This is a genomic window from Mesorhizobium sp. M0030, from assembly GCF_040323695.1.
Taxonomy (GTDB): domain Bacteria; phylum Pseudomonadota; class Alphaproteobacteria; order Rhizobiales; family Rhizobiaceae; genus Mesorhizobium.
Window position 1 is genome coordinate 475525 of the sequence record NZ_JAMYVE010000003.1, and the last position, 20048, is coordinate 495572.

Genomic DNA, 20048 nt, shown 5'->3' on the forward strand with positions numbered 1-20048 from the left:
CGCTTATCATTTCAGTTTCTGAAAACAGGCTCTCAGCCGTTCACGGCCTGCTTGTGCTGGATCGGATGGGTCTTCTTCAAGAGGTCGGACACCAGGAACGCCAGCTCGATCGCCTGGTCGGCGTTGAGGCGCGGGTCGCAATGGGTGTGGTAGCGATCCTGCAGTTCCTCTGCGGTGATGGCGCGGGCGCCGCCGGTGCATTCGGTAACATTCTTGCCGGTCATTTCGACATGGATGCCGCCGGGATGCGTGCCTTCGGCGCGATGCACCTCGAAGAAGGTCTGGACTTCCTTGAGGATGCGGTCGAACGGCCGTGTCTTGTAGCCGGCGGCCTCGATCGTGTTGCCGTGCATCGGGTCGGACGACCACACGACGCTGCGACCTTCCTTCTGCACCGCGCGCACCAGCTTCGGCAGATGGTCGGCGACCTTGTCGGAGCCGAAGCGGGCGATCAGCGTCAGCCGGCCCGGCTCGTTCTCCGGATTGAGCAGGTCGATGAGCTCCAGCAGGCCGTCAGTCGTCAGCGACGGGCCGCATTTGAGGCCGAGCGGGTTCTTGATGCCGCGGCAAAATTCGACATGCGCATGGTCGGGCTGTCGGGTGCGGTCGCCGATCCAGATCATGTGGCCCGACGTTGCGTACCAGTCGCCGGAGGTCGAATCGACGCGGGTCAGCGCCTCTTCATAGCCGAGCAGCAGCGCCTCGTGACTGGTGTAAAAGTCGGTCTCGCGCAGCGCGTAGTTGGTCTCCGAGGTGATGCCGACGGCCTTCATGAAGTCCATCGTCTCGGTGATGCGGTTGGCGAGCATGCCATACTTCTCGCCTTGCGGGCTGTCGGAGACGAAGCCCAGCATCCAGCGATGCACATTCTCCAGGCTGGCGTAGCCGCCTTGGGCGAAGGCACGCAGCAGGTTAAGGGTCGCCGCCGACTGGCGGTAGGCCATTTCCTGGCGGGCCGGGTCGGGAATACGCGACTTGGGGTCGAACTCGATGCCGTTGATGATGTCGCCACGGTAGCTTGGCAGCGTCACCTCGCCCTTGGTCTCATTGTCAGACGAGCGCGGCTTGGCGAACTGGCCGGCGACACGGCCGACCTTCACCACCGGCTGCGCGCCGGCAAAGGTCAGCACCACCGACATCTGCAGGAAGACGCGGAAGAAGTCGCGGATGTTGTCGGCGCCATGTTCGGCGAAACTCTCGGCGCAATCACCGCCCTGCAGAAGGAATGCGTCGCCGGCAGCGACAGCCGCAAGCTGCTTCTTCAGCTTGCGCGCCTCACCGGCAAAAACCAGCGGCGGAAAGGTGGCGAGCTGGGCTTCCGTGTTCTTCAGCGCGGCGAGGTCCGGATAGGCAGGAACCTGCTTGATCGGCTTTGCTCTCCAAGAATTCGGCGACCATTTCGTCATCGCTGCACCCAAACGCTCTTTCCAGCAGGCTTTTGCCCGCCATTCCCGCCCCATATGGGGATGGCGGCTCCATACACGAAGCCGATTTCCTATTCTAGACCGGAATTCAAGCGGTGGCGAATGGTAGCCGGCGGGCTATGCGGCCTTCTCCACCAGCCGCGCCAGTTGCGTCATGACGACCGCCGAGCCCGCCAGGCGCTTCTCCGCCGTTGGCCAGTCGCGGATGAAGACCACGCTGTGGTCGGCCCTGATCTTGGCCAGCGAGCCCTGTTCGCCGATGTACTTGACCAGCCCGACCGGGTTGGAAAACTCGCGCTTGCGGAAATGGATGACGACGCCCTTGGGGCCGGCATCGAGCTTTTCGACATTGGCCCTGCGGCAGAGTGCCTTGATAAAGACGATCTTGAGCAGATGCTTCACTTCCTCCGGCAGCGGGCCGAAGCGGTCGATCAGCTCGGCGCCGAAAGCATCGATCTCCTCGGTGTTTTCGAGATCGCCAAGGCGGCGGTAGAGCGCCAGCCTGAGCTGAAGGTCCGGCACGTAGCTTTCCGGGATCATGACAGCCGTGCCGACAGCGATCTGCGGCGACCAGCCGCCGTCCTGGACCTCGCCGGAGTCCTTCACCTCGGCCACCGCCTCTTCCAGCATCTGCTGGTAAAGCTCGAAGCCGACCTCCTTGATGTGTCCGGATTGTTCTTCGCCGAGTAGATTGCCGGCGCCCCTGATGTCGAGGTCGTGGCTGGCGAGCTGGAACCCGGCGCCAAGCGTGTCCAGCGACTGCAGCACCTTCAGCCGGCGCTCGGCCGTGTCGGTGAGCTTGCGGTTGGCCGGCAGCGTGAACAACGCATATGCCCGCACCTTGGAACGGCCGACGCGGCCGCGCAGCTGGTAGAGCTGCGACAGGCCGAACATATCGGCGCGATGGATGATCAGCGTGTTAGCGGTCGGAATGTCGAGCCCGGATTCGACAATGGTGGTCGACAACAGCACGTCGTACTGGCCGTCATAGAAGGCGTTCATGATGTCGTCGAGTTCGCCCGGCGGCATCTGACCATGGGCCACCGCCACCTTCAGCTCGGGGACGGATTCGCGCAGGAAATCATGGATTTCGGCGAGATCGCTGATGCGCGGAACGACATAGAAGGAATGGCCGCCGCGGTAGCGTTCGCGCAGAAGCGTCTCGCGGATGACCAGCGGGTCGAAAGGCGAGATGAAGGTGCGCACCGCCATGCGGTCGATCGGCGGCGTGGCGATCAGCGACAGTTCGCGCACGCCGGTCAAGGCAAGCTGCAGCGTGCGCGGGATCGGCGTCGCCGACAGCGTCAGCACGTGGACATCGGTCTTGAGGTCCTTCAGCCGTTCCTTGTGCTTGACGCCAAAATGCTGCTCCTCGTCGATGATCAGCAGGCCGAGATTCTTGAACGAGATCGCCGACCCGAGCAGTGCATGGGTGCCGATGACGATGTCGACCTGCCCCTCGGCGATGGCTTTCTTGGTTTCCGCCAGTTCCTTGGCGCCGACCAGCCGCGAGGCCTGGCCGACGCGGATCGGCAGGCCGGAGAAGCGCTGCGAAAAGGTCTTGAAATGCTGGCGCGACAACAGCGTCGTCGGGACCACGACCGCGACCTGGAACCCTTCCATCGCCGCGATGAAGGCGGCGCGCAACGCCACTTCGGTCTTGCCGAAGCCGACATCGCCGCAGATCAGCCGGTCCATCGGCTTGCCGGCGCCGAGATCGTCCACGACGGCATCGATCGCGCCCTGCTGGTCGTCGGTCTCCTCATAGGGAAAGCGCGCCGAGAATTCGCCGTAAAGCCCTTCCGCCGGCACCATGGGCGGCGCGGTACGCATCTGGCGCTCGGCGGCAATGCGGATCAGCTGTCCGGCCATGTCGAGCAGGCGCTTCTTCAGCCGCGCCTTGCGCGACTGCCAGGCGCCGCCGCCGAGCTTGTCCAGCGTCGCCTCGGCTGTGTCAGAGCCGTAGCGCGACAGAAGCTCGATGTTTTCCACCGGCAGGAACAGCCGGTCGTCGCCGGCATAGTGGATTTCCAGGCAGTCATGCGGCGCGCCGACTGCCTCGATGGTGCGCAGGCCGATGAAGCGGCCAATGCCGTGATCGGCATGGACGACGATGTCGCCTGCCGACAACGACGATGCTTCGGCAATGAAGTCGGACGCGCGCTTCTTGCGTTTCGATCGCCGGATCAGCCGGTCGCCAAGAATGTCCTGCTCGGCGACGACAACCAGCTGTTCGGTCTCGAAGCCGGATTCCAGCGGCAGCACGGCGAGTGCCGCCTGCCCCGGCTCGAGCTTTTCCGCCTCGGCCAGCGTCGCCACCGGCACGAGATTGCCGAGATGGTGCTCGGCCAGGATCTGGCCAAGCCGGTCGAGCGAGCCTTCGGTCCAGCCGGCGACGATGACCCGCCGGCGCGCCGCGCGCTCGTCGGCGATGTGTTTTACGACGACATCGAAGACGTTGATGTTTGGGTCAGCCCGTTCCTCGGCAAAGCTGCGGCCATGGCGCGAGCCGCCATGGAAGACCTTCTTGGCCCCGACATCGGGCGCGTCGAAGGCGGTGAAGTCGATGGCTTCGCGCGGTCCGAGCGACGCCACGAGGTTTTCCGGTGAGAGATAGAGCAGGTCCGGCGCCACCGGCTTGTAGGGCACGGCGTCCTTCAACGCGGCGTCGGCCTGTTTGCGGCGCGCTTCGTAGTGGTCGAGGATCAGCGTGTGACGCTCAGCCAGCGCTTCGTGCGCCAGATGGTCGAAGATGACAGGCGCATCCGGCAGATAATCAAACACTGTCTCCAGCCGCTCGTAGAACAGCGGCAGCCAGTGCTCCATGCCGGCAAAGCGCCGCCCTTCGCTCACCGCCGCATAAAGGCCGTCGTCGCGCTGCGGCGCGCCAAAGGCTTCGATATAGGAGCGGCGGAAGCGGCTGATGGTTTCGGGGGTCAGCGCCACTTCACTCATCGCCTGCAGCGCCATCGACTTGCGCTGGCCGGTGGTGCGCTGCGTGGCGGCGTCGAAGACGCGGATCGATTCCAGCGTGTCGCCGAAGAAATCGAGCCGCAGTGCTTCCGTCCAGCCGGGTGCGTAGAGGTCGAGGATGCCGCCGCGCACGGCGAATTCGCCGATACCGCGCACCGTCGGCACTCGCTCGAAGCCGGAAATCTCCAGCCGGGACACCAGCGCGTTCATGTCGATTTGGTTGCCGGGCTTTGCGTGGAAAGTCTGCGCTTCGACCAGATCGGCCGGCGGAATGCGCTGCAGCAGCGCATTGGCAGTGGTCAGGATGACCGCGCGATGCGGCTTTTTTGCCAGCGCGATCATCGCCGTCAGGGCGTCGAGCCGCTTGGCGGCGGCATCGGAGCCTGGCGAAACGCGGTCATAGGGCAGGCAATCCCAGGCCGGCAACTCCAGCACCGGCAGGCCGGGGGCGGCAAAGGTCAGCGCCTCGATGATCGACGGCAGGCGCTGGCCGTCGCGCGCCACGAACAGCACCGGTTTGTCAGGCGCAATCTCATGGATCGCCTGCACCAGCGCAAAGGCTTCGTAGCCATCGGCAACGCCGTCGACGATGAACTGGCCGGCACGGCCTTTCGGCAGACCGATTTTGGGAATGAGGCTCATGGTTGCACGTTTAAAATGTCATGGTCCGGCGCGATGCCAGGATCTTTTGCAGGACGGCACAGTCGATATTCCTGGGAACCGGGCGTTCGCCGGTGACCATGGGCAGGAATTCGGTGTCGGGGATGTCGAGGAGCCTTTCATATTGGTCGATTTCATCGCCGGTCAAGGCGCCGATCTCGTTGTCGGCAAACGTACCGAGGATAAGGTCCATCTCGCGCATCCCGCGATGCCAGGAGCGGAACAACAGCTTGCGGCGCCTGATATCCAGCCCCTCGCTTGATCGTTTCGTCCCGGTCATCGTGCCGCATCCTTGCTTGGTGCGGCGCATATAGCGTGGATAGAGGGCGGTGTCAGCCTTGCAACGCACGGGTGGGCGGCTAAACATCCCTGGTGTGAAGAACACTCCTGACAACGCTGGTGCCGGACACCGCCCGCACTTCACCCTCCCCCTTGTGGGGAGGGTCGGCGAGCACGCTTCGCAAAGCGAAGCGAGTGAGACGGGGTGGGGGTGCGGCGCTGACCTACCGACTTCCTCGAAAGTTAGCCGCGCACCTACCCCCATCCCGCTCCGCTTCGAGGATCGACCCTCCCCACAGGGGGGAGAGTGAAGCCATGCGCCCCTCCCTCCTCGACCCTCTCTTCGTCCCGATCACTTCGCTTGCCGGCGTCGGCCCCAAGGTTGGCGCTCTGATCGAGAAGGTGGTGGCGGCCGATCTCGGCGAACGGCCGGCGCGCGCCGGCGACCTGTTGTTCGTTCTGCCGCACACCGTCATAGACCGCCGCAATCGTCCCGGCATCGCGCTTGCGCCGGCCGGCGCCATCGTCACGCTCGACGTGCGCATCGACCGCCACCAGCCGCCGCCGCGCGGCAACCGGTCGGTGCCTTACCGCGTCTATGCCCATGACGACACCGGCGAGATCGGCCTGATCTTCTTCCACGCCCATGCCGCCTATCTCGAAAAGGCGATGCCGGTGGGCGAGCATGTCGTCGTCTCCGGCCGCATGGAGTGGTTCAACGGCCGCCCGACCATGGTCCATCCCGACCATATCGCTTTGGCAGGTGACACTGAGAGCCTGCCGCTGGTCGAACCGGTCTATCCGCTCACTGCGGGCCTGTCCGGAAAAGTGCTGCGCCGCGCCATCGGCCAGGCGCTCGGCCGGCTGCCGGAATTGCCGGAGTGGCAGGACGCTGCCTTCATGCGCAAGCAGACCTTTCCGGCCTTTGCCGACGCGCTCGCCCGGGTCCACTATCCCGCGGACCCGATCGATGTCGCCATCGAGGGGGTGGCATGGCGCCGCCTTGCCTATGACGAGCTTCTCGCCGGCCAGGTCTCGCTGGCATTGGTGCGGGCAAAAGTGCGCCGCCTGTCGGGCCGGCCGCTCATCGGCGACGGTCGCATCGTCGAGAAACTGCGCGCAGCCCTGCCGTATTCATTGACCGGCAGCCAGGAATTCGCGCTTGCCGAAATCAATGCCGATCTGGCCGACCCCGAGCGCATGCTGCGCCTGCTGCAAGGCGATGTCGGCTCCGGCAAGACGGTAGTGGCGCTGCTGGCCATGGGGCGCGCAGTCGAGGCCGGCGGCCAGGCGGCCTTGATGGCGCCGACCGAAATCCTGGCGCGCCAGCATCTGGCTACAATCACGCCGCTGGCCGAACAGGCCGGCCTGCGCGTCGCTATCCTGACCGGCCGCGAAAAGGGCCGCGAGCGCGCCGATACGCTGGCGGGCCTGGCCAGCGGCGACATCGACATCGTCGTCGGCACCCATGCGCTGTTCCAGGAAACGGTGACCTATCACGACCTCGTCTTTGCCGTGGTCGACGAGCAACACCGCTTCGGCGTCCACCAGCGGCTTGCCATCACCGCCAAGGGCGACGCCCCCGACATGCTGGTGATGACGGCGACGCCGATCCCGCGCACTCTGGTGCTGACCGCCTTCGGCGACATGGACGTCTCCAAGCTGACGGAAAAGCCGGTTGGCCGCCAGCCGATCCGCACCGTCACGCTGCCGCTGGGACGGCTGGACGAGCTGGTCGGGCGCATGCTTGATGCCGTTGCCGACGGCCAGAAGATCTACTGGATCTGCCCGCTGATCGAGGAATCCGAAGAGATCAAGCTGATGTCGGCCGAGGACCGTTTTGCCTCGCTGCAGCCCTTGTTCGGCGATCGCATCGGCCTCGTCCATGGCCGCATGAGGGGCGCCGAAAAGGACGAGGCGATGCGCGCCTTCAAAGCCGGCGAAACCCGCATCCTGATCGCCACCACCGTCATCGAGGTCGGCGTCGACGTGCTGGACGCCACGATCATGGTCATCGAGCATGCCGAGCGTTTTGGCCTGGCGCAACTGCACCAGCTGCGCGGCCGAGTCGGCCGCGGCGACAAGCCTTCTTCCTGCGTGCTGCTTTACAAGGACCCGCTCGGCGAGACGGCAAAGCGCCGGCTGTCGGTGATGCGCGAGACCGAGGACGGTTTCCTGATCGCCGAAGAGGATCTGAAGCTGCGCGGCGAAGGCGAATTGCTCGGCACCCGCCAGTCCGGCACGCCGGGCTTCCAGGTGGCGCGCATCGAGGTGCACGCCGACTTGCTCGAAGCAGCCCGCGACGATGCAAGGCTGATCCTGTCGCGCGACCCGGAACTACAGTCTGAGCGCGGCGAGGCGCTGCGCCTGCTGCTCTATTTGTTCGGCCGCGACGAGGCCGTGCGGCTCTTGCGTGCCGGCTGAGCCAAAGCACCAAGCGGCGGGTTGGCGAGATCTCCGTCGATCGGTTGGCCGTTCATAGTCACCATTTTCGGCTTGACTTCGGGCGCCACCAGCCCGGCCGAGACGATCAGCCTGGCGCCGTCCTCGATCGTCATGTCGAGCAGCACGATGTCGGATTTCGGCACGTACATCAGGAAACCGGTGGTAGGGTTCGGCGTGCACGGCATGAACACGGCGATCATCGGGTCGCCTGCATGGTCGAGCTTCTGGTTGATCTCGGTTTCCTTCTCGCTGGCGACGAACACCAGCGACCAGACGCCTTTTCGCGGATATTCGACCAGCCCGACCTGGCGGAACATATCACCCTTGTTCGAAAGCACCGTCTGGAATATCTGCTTCAGCGAACCGTAGATGCCGCGCACCAGCGGCATACGGCCAAGCAGCCGTTCGCCGAAATTGACGATCGCGCGGCCGACGATGTTGGCGGTCATGAAGCCGATCAGCGTGATCAGCACGAGCGCCACGATCAGGCCGAAGCCGGGCACCGGAAACGGCAAATAGGTGTCGGGGCTGTAGCGCGCCGGAATGTACGGCTTCACCCAGGAATCGACCCAGCCGACGAACGACCAGGCGATATAGGCGGTGATCGCCAGCGGCGCGCAGACGATAAAGCCTGTGAGGAAATAGTTCCTCAGCCGGGTCATGCCGGAAGTTCTGGGAGCATCAGACATGGTTCACCGGGGACGCGGGTTGCAGGGCCACACTAGTGAAGCGAACGGCGCTTTGGAACCGCGAAGTTTTTAAGACCGCCGATGAGCGCCGACTACTCCACGGTCACCGATTTCGCTAGATTGCGCGGCTGGTCGACGTCGGTGCCCATGAAGACGGCGGCGTAGTAGGCCAGCATCTGGATCGGCAGCGCGTAGATGATCGGCGAGATAATTTCCGGCACGTCTGGCAGGATGATCGTCTCCATCGTCTTGACGCTGACCTGCGCCGCGCCCTTGGCGTCGGTGATCAGGATGATCTTGCCGCCGCGCGCCGCCACTTCCTGCATGTTCGACACCGTCTTTTCGAAGATGCGGTCATGCGGCGCGATGACGATGACCGGCATGTTCTCGTCGATCAGCGCGATCGGCCCGTGCTTCAGTTCGCCCGCGGCATAACCCTCGGCATGGATGTAGGAGATTTCCTTGAGTTTCAGCGCGCCTTCCATGGCCAGCGGGAAATTGGTGTCGCGGCCGAGATAGAGCACGTCCTTGTAGCGCGAGATTTCGCGCGCGATACGCTCGATCTGCTCTTCGAGCTTCAGTACCTGGTTGGCGTAGCGAGGCGCCTCCGAAAGAGCGCGCACCAGCGTCTTTTCCTCGTCCTTCGAGATCGTACCGCGGGCCACACCCGCACGCACCGCCAGCGAGGCCAGCACCGAGAGCTGGCAGGTGAAAGCTTTGGTCGAGGCGACGCCGATCTCTGGCCCGGCCAGCGTCGGCAGCACGACGTCGGATTCGCGCGCCATGGTCGATTCGCGCACATTGACGATGGCGCCGATCTTCATGCCCGCCTTGCGGCAATAGCGCAGCGAGGCCAGCGTGTCGGCGGTTTCGCCGGACTGCGAGATGAAGAAGGCGGCATCATCAGCGGATAATGGCATTTCGCGGTAGCGGAATTCCGAGGCGACATCGATGTCGACCGGCAGCCGCGCATAGCGCTCGAACCAGTATTTGCTGATCAGGCCGGCTAGATAGGCGGTGCCGCAGGCCGAGATCGCCAGCCGGCCGATCTTGGCGAAGTCGAACGGCAGCTCCAGCGGCTTCGACACGCCGGAGACGAAATCGACATAGTGCGCCAGCGTGTGCGAGATCACTTCCGGCTGTTCATGGATTTCCTTTTCCATGAAATGGCGGCGGTTGCCCTTGTCGACCATGAAGCTGGTCGACAGCGATTGCTGGCGCTTGCGGGCAACCTCTTTGCCGTCGATGTCGAAGATGGTGACGCCATCGCGGCGCACCACCGCCCAGTCGCCGTCTTCGAGATAGGTGATGGAATTGGTGAACGGCGCCAGCGCGATGGCGTCGGAGCCCAGAAACATCTCGCCATCGCCATGGCCGACGGCCAGCGGCGGGCCATTGCGGGCGCCGACGATGAGGTCCTCGTCGCCGGTGAACATGATGGCCAGAGCAAAGGCGCCTTCCAGCCGCTTCAGCGCCTGATGCGCCGCCTCGATCGGCTTCAACCCCTTGGCGAGTTCGCGCGCCACCAGATGCGCTACGACCTCGGTGTCGGTCTGCGACGAGAAGGAATAGCCGTCGCGGATCAGTTCGTCGCGCAACTCGGCGAAATTCTCGATGATGCCGTTGTGAACGATGGCGACGCCGTTGGAAAAATGCGGATGGGCGTTGGTCTCGTTGGGCACGCCATGCGTAGCCCAGCGCGTGTGGCCGATGCCGATCGTGCCATTGAGCGGCTCGTCCTTCAGCCGGCGTTCGAGGTTGATCAGCTTGCCTTCGGCGCGGCGGCGGCCAAGCCGGCCATGCTCGACCGTGGCGACACCGGCCGAGTCATAGCCGCGATATTCCAGCCGCTTCAGCGCATCGACGATGAGCGGCGCGACCTGGCTCTGGCCGACAATTCCGACGATACCGCACATATGCCTGCCCCCAATTCCCGCTGGAAAACCAGTCCCGATGGAAAACCAGCGCTATCTAGGGATTGCCGGCCCGCCGCGAAAGTCACTTTGCGTTTCGTCTGCTGTAACGGAACGCTTCTCAACCCGATGCACCATGACACACCGCTCTTGCAATCCGGTTACCGCAATTCCTCGGTTGTTCAATTGCTTCGGCGGTTAATGGTCGGTGCCGGCCTTTTTCTTCGCCGCTGCGGCAGACGCGAAGCGCTCGCGCAATTCCTTGCCCTTGCCGGGAATGGTCTTCTGGCGGGCGCGGCCGAAGGCCAGCGCATCGTCCGGCACGCTTTCGGTGATGACGCTGCCCGAGGCGATGTAGCCACCCTTGCCGATGGAAACCGGCGCCACCAGCGACGAGTTCGAGCCGACAAAGGCACCCTCGCCGATATCGGTGAAGAACTTTGAATAACCATCATAGTTGCAGGTGATGGTGCCGGCGCCGATATTGGCCCCCGCGCCCACACGGGCATCGCCGATATAGGTCAGATGATTGACCTTGGCGCCCTCCTCGATGACCGCCTGCTTGACCTCGCAGAAATTGCCGACCTTGGCCTTTTGCCTCAGATCGGCGCCAGGCCTGAGCCGCGCGAACGGACCGACGTCGCAATTGGAGGCGATGGTGGCGCCCTCTATGTGGCTGAAAGCGTGTATCTTGGCCCCGGTTGCAATTTTCACGCCCGGGCCGAACCAGACATTGGGCTCGACGATCGTGTCGGCGCCGATTTCGGTGTCGTGCGAGAAATACACCGTCTCCGGCGCGATCAGCGTTACGCCCGACAGCATGGCCTCGTAGCGCCGGCGCACCTGCCAGATGCCTTCCGCCTGCGCCAGCTCGGCCCGGTTGTTGATGCCGAGCGCGCTCTCGAAGCTCGTTTCGGTGGCGAGGACATCGAGCCCTTTCGCACTGGCGATCTCGACGATGTCGGTGAGATAGTACTCGCCCTTGGCGTTCTTGTTGCCAACCTGGTCGAGCAGGTCGAGCGCATGCTTGCCCGCCACCGCCATCATGCCGGCATTGCAGAAGCCGATCTTCTTTTCCTCGGCGGAGCAGTCCTTCTCCTCGCGGATGGCGGTGAGCTTGCCGCCCTTTTCGATCAGCCGGCCATAGCCGGTCGGGCTGGGCGGACGGAAACCGATCACTACGACGGCCGCGCCATCGGCAAGCTTTTGCCGCGCGGCCACTAGGGCTTCAGCATCGATCAGCGGCGTGTCGCCGAACATCACGAGAATATCGTCATAACCCTTTGATATCGCATCGCGCGCAGCCAGCACGGCATGCGCAGTGCCGAGCCGCTTCTCCTGCACGAAGGTCTCGGCCTTGGGCGCGAATTTCGCCGCCGCCTTGCGCATATCATCGGCGCCATGGCCGATCACCAGCGCCTGGCTGCGGGCGCCGGCGGCCTCGGCCGCTTTCACCACATGGGCGACCATCGGCAGTCCGGCGATCTGGTGCAGCACCTTCGGCATCGCGCTCTTCATGCGCGTGCCTTCACCGGCGGCGAGAATGACGGACAAGCAGGATCTCTGGCTCATGGAAGGACAACCGTATGAATGGGATCAGGAATCGCAGAGTGGTAGCATCTGGCGCCATGCTGCACCAATGGGGTTAAATTCCGGTGAGGTGATGAGGCAGTTCACTCTCGATCAGCGGATCTCTACCCCAGCCGGCCCAGCAGCGGAAAGGTCTCCAGCAGCCAGTAGGACACCGTCTGCACGCCGCCGGTGAGGAAGAACACGCCGGCGACGACCAGCAGCGCGCCGATCGCCTTTTCGACGCGGCCGAGATGGACGCGGAACCTGCCGAGGAAGCGCATGAAGGCGCCGGAGAACAGGGCAGCAATCAGGAACGGAATGCCGAGGCCAAGCGAATAGGCGGCAAGCAGAAGAGCGCCCTCGCCCACCGTCTCGCGGCCGCCGGCCAAGGTCAGGATCGGCCCCAGCACCGGGCCGATGCACGGCGTCCAGCCAAAGGCGAAGGCCAGCCCCATGACATAGGCGGCGACCATGCTGGCAGGCTTGCCCTGCGACTGAAAGCGCGCCTCGCGCGACAGAAGCGGTATGCGCAGGATGCCGAGGAAATTCAGCCCCATCAGGATGATCAGCACCCCGGCCGCCATCGCCAGCGGCTCCTGCCAGACGCGCAGCCAGTGGCCTATGGTCGAGGCGCCGGCGCCAAGCGCCACGAACACGGTGGAGAAACCGAGTACGAAGGCGAGCGAGGAATAGATGAGCGCGCCGCGGGCGCCGGCCTTGGCCGTGACGCTGGCATCGTCACCGCGAAAATCGTCGACCGACACGCCGGCCATGTAGCAGAGATAGGGAGGCACCAGCGGCAGCACGCAAGGCGACAGGAACGAGATCGCCCCCGCTCCGACCGCGCTGACATAGCCGATGTCCAATGGCATTCCAGAACTCCAGATTCCCTGGCGCCGGTATAGCGGTGCAAAACCGTGTTCGCCAATCACCATCGTGTGGCATTTGGCTACACATACGGTCCGGCCGGACGAATTGTTACCGACCAATCCCAAGTTGACCAAGTCGGGGAAGAAATGCCCCTCGCCGAGCGTTCACACAGCGAAGCGGCGATTTCTGCGCGCTTCGTCGGATCACCAGGGAGATTTCCATGAAAAGCATCACTGTCGGCCTGGCCGCCCTTCTGCTCAGCACCGCCGCATCCTTCGCCGCCGGAGCGTGGAAGGAAGCGGAAGTCGCTGGCACCAAGATCTACACCGATGCCAACGGCATGACGCTCTATACCTATGACAAGGACGAGAAGGGCAAGACCAACTGCTATGACAAATGCGCCACCAACTGGCCGCCGCTGAAGGCCGAGGACGGCGCCAAGGCGGACGACGAATGGACCATCGTCGACCGCACCGACGGCACCAAGATGTGGGCCTATGACGGCAAGCCGGTCTACACCTTCATCAAGGACAAGAAGGCCGGTGACGTCACCGGCGACGGCGTCGGCGAAGTCTGGCACATCGTCAAGGCCGACTGATCGTCCGAACCTCTATCCCGCACCCCATCGGCGGGACTCGGCTGGCCGCCGGCTCCAAGCGACCCGGCGGCCAGTTCGGCATTTACGGGCAGCACGAACTGGTCGCGGCACCTTTCCCGGTGGCTCGAAACACGAACCCTCCCAGACAAAAAATTTTGTGATCTTCTCCATACACTCTAAGAGTGTATTGCGGCACACGCCTCCGCATTTTGGCCGCTTGCCCTTGACCGATCGCAAAAGCGCGGCCATGTGAGCGACCAATTGAATGCGTCACGCAGCGGAATTCTTCTGCCGCCCCCACAGCTGATATGAGACCTCATGGACGTCGTCGTCGTCGAATCGCCGGCCAAGGCAAAGACAATCAACAAGTATCTCGGCAAGAACTTCAAGGTTCTGGCCTCGTTCGGCCATGTCCGCGATCTGCCGGCCAAGGATGGTTCGGTGCGTCCCGACGAGGATTTCGCCATGTCCTGGGCGGTCGACACCGCTTCCGGAAAGCGTCTCACCGACATCGCCAACGCGGTCAAGGATGCCGATGGCCTGATCCTCGCCACCGATCCGGATCGCGAGGGCGAAGCCATTTCCTGGCACGTGCTGGAGGTGCTCAAGCAGAAGCGCGTGTTGAAGGACAAGCCGGTCAGCCGCGTCGTCTTCAATGCCATAACCAAGTCGTCGGTGCTGGAAGCGATGGCCAATCCGCGCCAGATCGATGCACCATTGGTCGATGCCTATCTGGCTCGCCGCGCACTCGATTATCTCGTCGGCTTCACGCTGTCGCCGGTGCTGTGGCGCAAATTGCCGGGCGCCCGTTCGGCCGGCCGCGTCCAGTCGGTGGCGCTGCGCCTGGTCTGCGACCGCGAATCCGAGATCGAGCGCTTCATCCGCGAGGAATACTGGCAGATCGCTGCCCTCCTCGGCACGCCACGTAACGACAGCTTCGAGGCGCGGCTGACCGCGTTCGAGCGCAAGAAGCTGCAGAAGCTCGACATCGCCAGCAAGGCGCAGGCCGACGATATCAAGGGCATGCTCGAAGGCGCGACCTTCAAGGCTCTGTCGGTGGAAGCCAAACCGACAAGGCGCAATCCTGGCCCGCCCTTCACCACTTCGACGCTGCAGCAGGCGGCATCGTCCGGCCTCGGCTTTTCGGCGACGCGCACCATGCAGGTGGCGCAGCGCCTCTATGAAGGTATGGAGATCGGCGGCGAGACTACCGGCCTGATCACCTATATGCGAACCGACGGCGTGCAGATGGCGCCGGAGGCGATCGACGCCGCCCGCGACACCATCGCCAAGGAATTCGGCCCAAGATACCTCCCGGAAAAGCCGCGCCAGTACACAGCCAAGGCCAAGAATGCCCAGGAAGCGCACGAGGCGGTCCGCCCGACCGATTTCATGCGCACGCCGGCTTCGGTCAGGCAATATCTCGATTCCGACCAGCTGCGGCTTTACGAATTGATCTGGAAGCGCGCCATCGCCAGCCAGATGCAGTCGGCCGAGATCGAGCGTACCACGGTCGAAATCGAGGCGGTCAATGGCGCTCGCACCGCGGAGCTTCGCGCCGTCGGTTCCGTCGTTCGCTTCGACGGCTTCATCGCCGCCTACACCGACCAGAAGGACGACGACGCCGAAGACGAGGAAAACCGTCGTCTGCCCGAGATCCGTGCCGGCGAGCAGCTGGCCCGTCAGGCGATCAATGCCACCCAGCACACCACCGAGCCGCCGCCGCGCTACTCCGAGGCGTCGCTGATCAAGAAGCTGGAAGAGCTCGGCATCGGCCGTCCGTCGACCTACACCGCGATCCTGAAGACGTTGGAAGACCGTGACTACGTCACCATCGACAAGCGCCGGCTGGTGCCGCAGGCCAAGGGCCGGCTGCTGTCGGCTTTCCTCGAAAGCTTCTTCGAGCGCTATGTCGAATATGACTTCACGGCCTCACTCGAGGAAAAGCTTGACGAGATTTCCGACGGCAAGCTCGCCTGGAAGGACGTGCTTCGTGACTTCTGGAAAGATTTTTCCGGCGCCGTCGCCGACATCAAGGAACTGCGCGTCACCGACGTGCTCGACGCGCTGAACGAGGAACTGGCGCCGCTGGTGTTCCCCGCGCGGGAGGATGGCTCGAATCCCCGCATCTGCCCAAAATGCGGCTCCGGCAATCTGTCGCTGAAACTCGGCAAGTTCGGCGCCTTCGTCGGCTGCTCCAACTATCCGGAATGTTCCTTTACCCGCCAACTCGGCGATGCCGCCAACCCGAATGGCGAGAATGGCGGCGGCGAGGACGGCACCAAGGTCCTCGGCAAGGACCCCTACACGGCAGAGGAAATCACGCTGCGCTCAGGCCGCTTCGGTCCTTATATCCAGCGCGGCGACGGCAAGGAAGCCAAGCGCTCCAGCCTGCCCAAGGGCTGGACGCCCGACTCGATCGACCATGAAAAGGCCTTGGCGCTGCTGTCGCTGCCGCGCGATATCGGCAAGCACCCTGAATCCGGCAAGATGATCTCCGCCGGGCTTGGCCGCTATGGTCCATTCGTTTTGCATGATGGCATCTATGCCAATGTCGACAGCATAGAGGATGTGTTCTCGATCGGCCTCAACCGCGCTGTCACCGTGATCGCCGAGAAGCAGCTGAAGGGCAAGGGCGGCCGCAATGGCGGCACTGCGGCGGCGCTGAAGGAACTCGGCGACCATCCCGATGGCGGGGGCAAGATCGTCGTGCGCGATGGCAAATATGGGCCCTATGTCAACTACGGCAAGGTCAACGCGACACTGCCCAAGGGCAAGGATCCGCAGTCGGTGACCGTCGAGGACGCGCTGGCGCTGATCGCCGAGAAGGAAGCCAAGGGCGGCGGCAAGAAGCCGTTCCGCAAGGCGGCAGCCGCCAAGGCCCCCACAGCCAAGAAAACCACTGCCAAAACAACCACTGGCAAGAAAACCACAGCCAAGAAGTCGGCGACCAAGAAGCCGGCGGCGAAGAAAAAGGGATAGCAGCGTGGCGCGCAGGATCACCGGTAGAAGCCACGGCGATCCGCGCACCGCCGACACGAGGGCCAAGGTCAAGGACGACTACAGGCCCTCGCGTGACGAAATCCTGCGCTACATCGCCGAGAACCCCGACCGCGCGGGAAAACGCGACATCGCCAAGGCGTTTGCCTTGCGCGGCGACGACCGCATCTGGCTGAAGGACATTCTGCGCGACCTGCAGGACGAAGGCATCCTGACCAAGGAGCGCAAACGGCTGGCCCGTGTCGGCGCCTTGTCGCATGTCGCCGTACTCGACATTTTTGGCCGCGATGGCGACGGCATCCTGCTGGCGCATCCTGCCGAGCCCGTAGGCACCGGCGAACCGCCCGTCGTCTCGATCCGCGTCTCGCGCGGCGGCAATGGCCCGCAGCCGGGCATCGGCGACCGTGTGCTGGCCAAGACCTTCCCGACCGACGATGCGACCGGGCCCGCCTATACGGGCCGCGTAATGAAGATTTTCGAGAAGCGGACAGATGCCGTGCTGGGCGTCTTTCGTATCCTTCAGGACGGCACCTTCCGCATCGAGCCGGTGGAACGTCGCCAGCCCGAACTGATCGTCGACAAGGAATTCCAGAACGGCGCCAGGAACGGCGACCTTGTCGAGGTCGAGCCCGCGCGGGCCTCCCGGTATGGTTTGCCGCGCGCAAAAGTGGTGGCGGTGCTGGGCTCGCTGACCAGCGAAAAGGCGGTCTCGATGATCGCCATCCACGCGCACGACATTCCGCATATCTTCCCGGCCGACGTCATCGCCGAATCCGAGGCGGTAAAACCGGCGACGCTTGCTCACCGCGAGGACTGGCGCGACCTGCCGCTGGTGACCATCGACCCGGCCGACGCCAAGGACCATGACGACGCCGTCTTCGCCACGCCCGACCTCGACGAGAAGAACCCCGGCGGCGTGATCGCCACGGTGGCGATCGCCGATGTTGCAGCCTATGTCCGCTATGGCACCGCACTCGATCGCGAGGCGCTGAAACGCGGCAATTCTGTCTATTTCCCCGACCGCGTCGTGCCGATGCTGCCAGAGCGCATCTCCAACGACCTGTGCTCGCTGCGCGAAGGCCAGGACCGTCCCGCGCTTGCCGTGCGCATGATTTTTGCCGCCGATGGCCGCAAGCTGCGTCACACCTTCCACCGCGTCATGATGAAATCGGCGGCAAAGCTCGCCTATCCGCAGGCCCAGGCCGCGATAGACGGCCTTCCTGACGACAAGACCGGCCCGATCCTCGATACGGTGCTGAAGCCGCTGTGGGACGCCTACGCCATCCTCAAGCGCGGCCGCGATGGCCGCCAGCCACTCGAGCTTGATCTGCCCGAGCGCAAGATCCTGCTCAAGCCGGACGGCACCGTCGACCGCGTCGTCGTCCCGGAGCGGCTCGACGCCCACAAGCTGATCGAAGAATTCATGATCCAGGCCAATGTCGCCGCCGCCGAAACGCTGGAAGCGAAGAAGCAGGCGCTGGTCTACCGCGTCCACGATGCGCCGTCGCTGGCCAAGCAGGAATCGCTGCGCGAGTTCCTGCAGACGCTCGGCCTGTCGCTGGCGCGTGGCGCGCAGATGCGGCCCGCCCAGTTCAACGGCATTCTCGAGCGCGTGCGTGGCGCCGACAATGAGGGGCTGGTCAACGAAGTGGTGCTGCGCTCGCAGAGTCAGGCCGAATATTCGCCCAAGAACATCGGCCATTTCGGCCTCAACCTGAAGCGCTACGCGCATTTCACCTCGCCGATCCGCCGCTATGCCGATCTGATCGTGCATCGCGGGCTGATTGCCGCACTTGGGCTCGGCCCTGGCGGGCTGACGCAGGACGAAGAGACGCGGCTGGAAGACGTCGCGGTGCTGATCTCCGGCACCGAGCGCCGCGCCATGGCGGCCGAGCGCGACACCGTCGACCGGCTGATCGCTGCCTACCTCGCCGAGCGCATCGACGACCGGTTCGACGCCCGCATTTCGGGCGTCACCAAATCGGGACTATTTGTCCAATTGCCGCAGTTTGGCGCAGATGGCTTCATCCCGGTGTCAAGTCTGGATGGCGATTACTATATATATGACGAAACCGCGCGATCGCTGTTCGGAGAACGCACCGGCAAGGGCTATCAGCTTGCCGACCGCGTCGAGGTTCGCCTGATCGAGGTGGCGCCTATGGCCGGCGCGATGCGTTTCGAGATGCTGACCGACCCGAAGCCCCTGCCCGGCTCCAAACGGTCGTTTCACAAGGCAAAAGGCCGCGCCCGCGCGTCGCAATCGCGCCCGGGGTCGCGCGGCAGGAGACGATAATGGCAAGCGAAATGGGAATCCAGAAGCAGGTTTTCGGCGGCGAACATCATTCGGGCCGAGTCGCCCGCCCGCTGTGGACGGCGATGAAGCGCGGCGCCCTTGGCCGCTGCCCGCATTGCGGCGAAGGCAGGTTGTTCGCCGGCTTCACCAAAAGTGTCGACAAATGCGCCGTGTGCGGTGAGGAGTTCCACCACCACCGCGCCGACGACCTGCCCGCTTATCTCGTCATCGTCATTGTCGGCCACATCGTTCTCGGCGCCTTCATGGGCGTTGAGGCGACCTCGACGCTCTCCATGTGGCAGCACATCGCCATTTGGGTGCCGTTGACCATCGTGCTGTCGGTCGCTCTGCTGCAACCGGTCAAGGGCGCCGTCATCGGACTGCAATGGGCGCTCTATATGCACGGCTTCGGCGGCGAAAAAGACGGCACCGAGCCGCATCCCGGAACCTAGTTTGCGTCAGGGCAATGTCGCCTGGCGCAACATGCCGACCGTGAAAGGCCACTTTCGTTTGCCAGAAGTTTCCGCTAGGTCCTGCGCATGGAAGGTATGACCAAGGCGGAAGTCAGCAGGATGGACCGTGGCGCAGCCGCCCACAGCGGCCTGCCCATACGCCCGCGCGATGCCGCCACCCTGATCCTGCTCGACCGCGAGGGCGACGAGATTCTGGTGCTGATGGGCCGGCGCCATGCAGGCCACGCCTTCATGCCCGGCAAGTTCGTCTTTCCCGGCGGCCGCACCGATTCGGCCGACAGCCGCATAGCCGTTGCCACCCCATTGCTCCCGGAGGAAGAAGCCAGGCTGACGGCCGGCGTCGGCCGCATCAGCCCGTCGCGGGCCCGTGCCATCGCGCTCTCGGCCATCCGCGAGACTTATGAGGAAGCCGGCCTGCTCATCGGCCGCAAAGGCTCGTTCGCAACCGACAAGCGCGACTGGCAGGGCTTTGTCGAGCACGGCGTCCAGCCTTCGCTGGCGCCGCTGCGCTTCATCGCCCGCGCCATCACCCCGCCCAATCGCGTGCGTCGTTTCGACACCCGCTTCTTCAGCGCCTGGCGCAGCGATGTCGCCGTGGAACTGCCGGGTGGCGGCCCGACCAATGAGCTGGAAGAACTGGTCTGGCTGCCGCTTGCCAAGGCCAGAGAGGCCGATATCCCCGACATCACCCGAACGATCTTGCAGGAGCTGGAGACGCGGCTTGCCGGCGATCCGCGCCTGCGACCCGGTGGGTCCGTGCCGTTCTACCGGCTTGTCCGCAACCGCTTCGTTCGCGAAATTCTTTAGAGCAATTCCAGGAAAAGTGTGACGCGGTTTTCCGTCCGGAATTACGCAATAT

At 64.2% G+C, this 20048-nt stretch carries 13 protein-coding genes; 6 read left to right on the forward strand and 7 right to left on the reverse strand.

What is annotated here, in order from left to right; genetic code table 11:
* Positions 1–32: 32 nt before the first annotated feature.
* The 3 genes from NKJ80_RS09995 to NKJ80_RS10005 all read right to left on the reverse strand — a co-directional run bounded on the left by NKJ80_RS09995 (position 33) and on the right by NKJ80_RS10005 (position 5337).
* Positions 33–1406 carry a class II 3-deoxy-7-phosphoheptulonate synthase gene (locus NKJ80_RS09995; RefSeq protein WP_352444066.1) on the reverse strand — a complete coding sequence of 458 codons (1374 nt, stop codon included), beginning with the start codon at positions 1404–1406 and terminating at the stop codon, positions 33–35.
* A 135-nt stretch (positions 1407–1541) separates the two neighbouring features.
* On the reverse strand, positions 1542–5039 hold the full coding sequence (gene mfd / locus NKJ80_RS10000; RefSeq protein WP_023667560.1) for a transcription-repair coupling factor: 3498 nt from the start codon (positions 5037–5039) through the stop codon (positions 1542–1544).
* Positions 5040–5049: 10 nt separating this feature from the next.
* Complete coding sequence (locus tag NKJ80_RS10005; RefSeq protein WP_023681561.1) at positions 5050–5337, reverse strand: FAD assembly factor SdhE; 288 nt, start codon at positions 5335–5337, stop codon at positions 5050–5052.
* Positions 5338–5651: 314 nt separating this feature from the next.
* On the opposite strand from NKJ80_RS10005, the gene recG reads away from it, so the two are divergent.
* Positions 5652–7760: an ATP-dependent DNA helicase RecG gene (gene recG, locus NKJ80_RS10010; protein ID WP_352497500.1), complete on the forward strand. Its 2109-nt coding sequence runs from the start codon at positions 5652–5654 to the stop codon at positions 7758–7760.
* On the opposite strand, the gene NKJ80_RS10015 is transcribed toward recG, so the two are convergent.
* The 4 genes from NKJ80_RS10015 to NKJ80_RS10030 all read right to left on the reverse strand — a co-directional run bounded on the left by NKJ80_RS10015 (position 7712) and on the right by NKJ80_RS10030 (position 12827).
* Positions 7712–8470 (reverse strand): DUF502 domain-containing protein, encoded by a 759-nt coding sequence (locus tag NKJ80_RS10015; RefSeq protein ID WP_027050381.1) that lies wholly within the window; start codon positions 8468–8470, stop codon positions 7712–7714. The genes recG and NKJ80_RS10015 overlap by 49 nt on opposite strands.
* Positions 8471–8562: 92 nt before the next feature.
* Complete coding sequence (glmS, locus tag NKJ80_RS10020; RefSeq protein WP_023688321.1) at positions 8563–10386, reverse strand: glutamine--fructose-6-phosphate transaminase (isomerizing); 1824 nt, start codon at positions 10384–10386, stop codon at positions 8563–8565.
* Between the two features lie 195 nt (positions 10387–10581).
* The gene (glmU, locus tag NKJ80_RS10025; protein WP_023744818.1) at positions 10582–11955 is read right to left on the reverse strand and encodes a bifunctional UDP-N-acetylglucosamine diphosphorylase/glucosamine-1-phosphate N-acetyltransferase GlmU; all 1374 of its coding nucleotides are present in this window, start codon (positions 11953–11955) and stop codon (positions 10582–10584) included.
* 122 nt (positions 11956–12077) lie between these two features.
* Positions 12078–12827, reverse strand: a complete 750-nt coding sequence (locus NKJ80_RS10030; RefSeq protein ID WP_352497501.1) for a cytochrome c biogenesis CcdA family protein — start codon at positions 12825–12827, stop codon at positions 12078–12080.
* Between the two features lie 218 nt (positions 12828–13045).
* Between NKJ80_RS10030 and NKJ80_RS10035 the strand changes: the two genes are divergently transcribed.
* From NKJ80_RS10035 to NKJ80_RS10055, 5 genes are all read left to right on the forward strand, one after another.
* Positions 13046–13423, forward strand: coding sequence for a COG4315 family predicted lipoprotein (locus NKJ80_RS10035; protein WP_352497502.1), 378 nt, complete (start codon positions 13046–13048; stop codon positions 13421–13423).
* A 318-nt stretch (positions 13424–13741) separates the two neighbouring features.
* On the forward strand, positions 13742–16405 hold the full coding sequence (gene topA / locus NKJ80_RS10040; protein ID WP_023695425.1) for a type I DNA topoisomerase: 2664 nt from the start codon (positions 13742–13744) through the stop codon (positions 16403–16405).
* 4 nt (positions 16406–16409) lie between these two features.
* Complete coding sequence (gene rnr, locus NKJ80_RS10045; protein WP_023744817.1) at positions 16410–18716, forward strand: ribonuclease R; 2307 nt, start codon at positions 16410–16412, stop codon at positions 18714–18716.
* Complete coding sequence (locus NKJ80_RS10050) at positions 18716–19168, forward strand: DUF983 domain-containing protein (protein ID WP_031194788.1); 453 nt, start codon at positions 18716–18718, stop codon at positions 19166–19168. Before rnr ends, NKJ80_RS10050 begins: the two co-directional genes overlap by 1 nt.
* An 87-nt stretch (positions 19169–19255) precedes the next feature.
* Positions 19256–19996 (forward strand): NUDIX hydrolase, encoded by a 741-nt coding sequence (locus tag NKJ80_RS10055; protein ID WP_023714243.1) that lies wholly within the window; start codon positions 19256–19258, stop codon positions 19994–19996.
* Positions 19997–20048 lie beyond the last annotated feature (52 nt).

What these genes read in the sequence shown, in the direction of transcription:
- NKJ80_RS09995 (WP_352444066.1), bottom strand. Translation starts at nt 1,406, where the DNA reads ATGACGAAATGGTCGCCGAATTCTTGGAGAGCAAAGCCGATCAAGCAG.
- mfd (WP_023667560.1), bottom strand. Translation starts at nt 5,039, where the DNA reads ATGAGCCTCATTCCCAAAATCGGTCTGCCGAAAGGCCGTGCCGGCCAG.
- NKJ80_RS10005 (WP_023681561.1), bottom strand. Translation starts at nt 5,337, where the DNA reads ATGACCGGGACGAAACGATCAAGCGAGGGGCTGGATATCAGGCGCCGC.
- recG (WP_352497500.1), top strand. Translation starts at nt 5,652, where the DNA reads ATGCGCCCCTCCCTCCTCGACCCTCTCTTCGTCCCGATCACTTCGCTT.
- NKJ80_RS10015 (WP_027050381.1), bottom strand. Translation starts at nt 8,470, where the DNA reads ATGTCTGATGCTCCCAGAACTTCCGGCATGACCCGGCTGAGGAACTAT.
- glmS (WP_023688321.1), bottom strand. Translation starts at nt 10,386, where the DNA reads ATGTGCGGTATCGTCGGAATTGTCGGCCAGAGCCAGGTCGCGCCGCTC.
- glmU (WP_023744818.1), bottom strand. Translation starts at nt 11,955, where the DNA reads ATGAGCCAGAGATCCTGCTTGTCCGTCATTCTCGCCGCCGGTGAAGGC.
- NKJ80_RS10030 (WP_352497501.1), bottom strand. Translation starts at nt 12,827, where the DNA reads ATGCCATTGGACATCGGCTATGTCAGCGCGGTCGGAGCGGGGGCGATC.
- NKJ80_RS10035 (WP_352497502.1), top strand. Translation starts at nt 13,046, where the DNA reads ATGAAAAGCATCACTGTCGGCCTGGCCGCCCTTCTGCTCAGCACCGCC.
- topA (WP_023695425.1), top strand. Translation starts at nt 13,742, where the DNA reads ATGGACGTCGTCGTCGTCGAATCGCCGGCCAAGGCAAAGACAATCAAC.
- NKJ80_RS10050 (WP_031194788.1), top strand. Translation starts at nt 18,716, where the DNA reads ATGGCAAGCGAAATGGGAATCCAGAAGCAGGTTTTCGGCGGCGAACAT.
- NKJ80_RS10055 (WP_023714243.1), top strand. Translation starts at nt 19,256, where the DNA reads ATGGAAGGTATGACCAAGGCGGAAGTCAGCAGGATGGACCGTGGCGCA.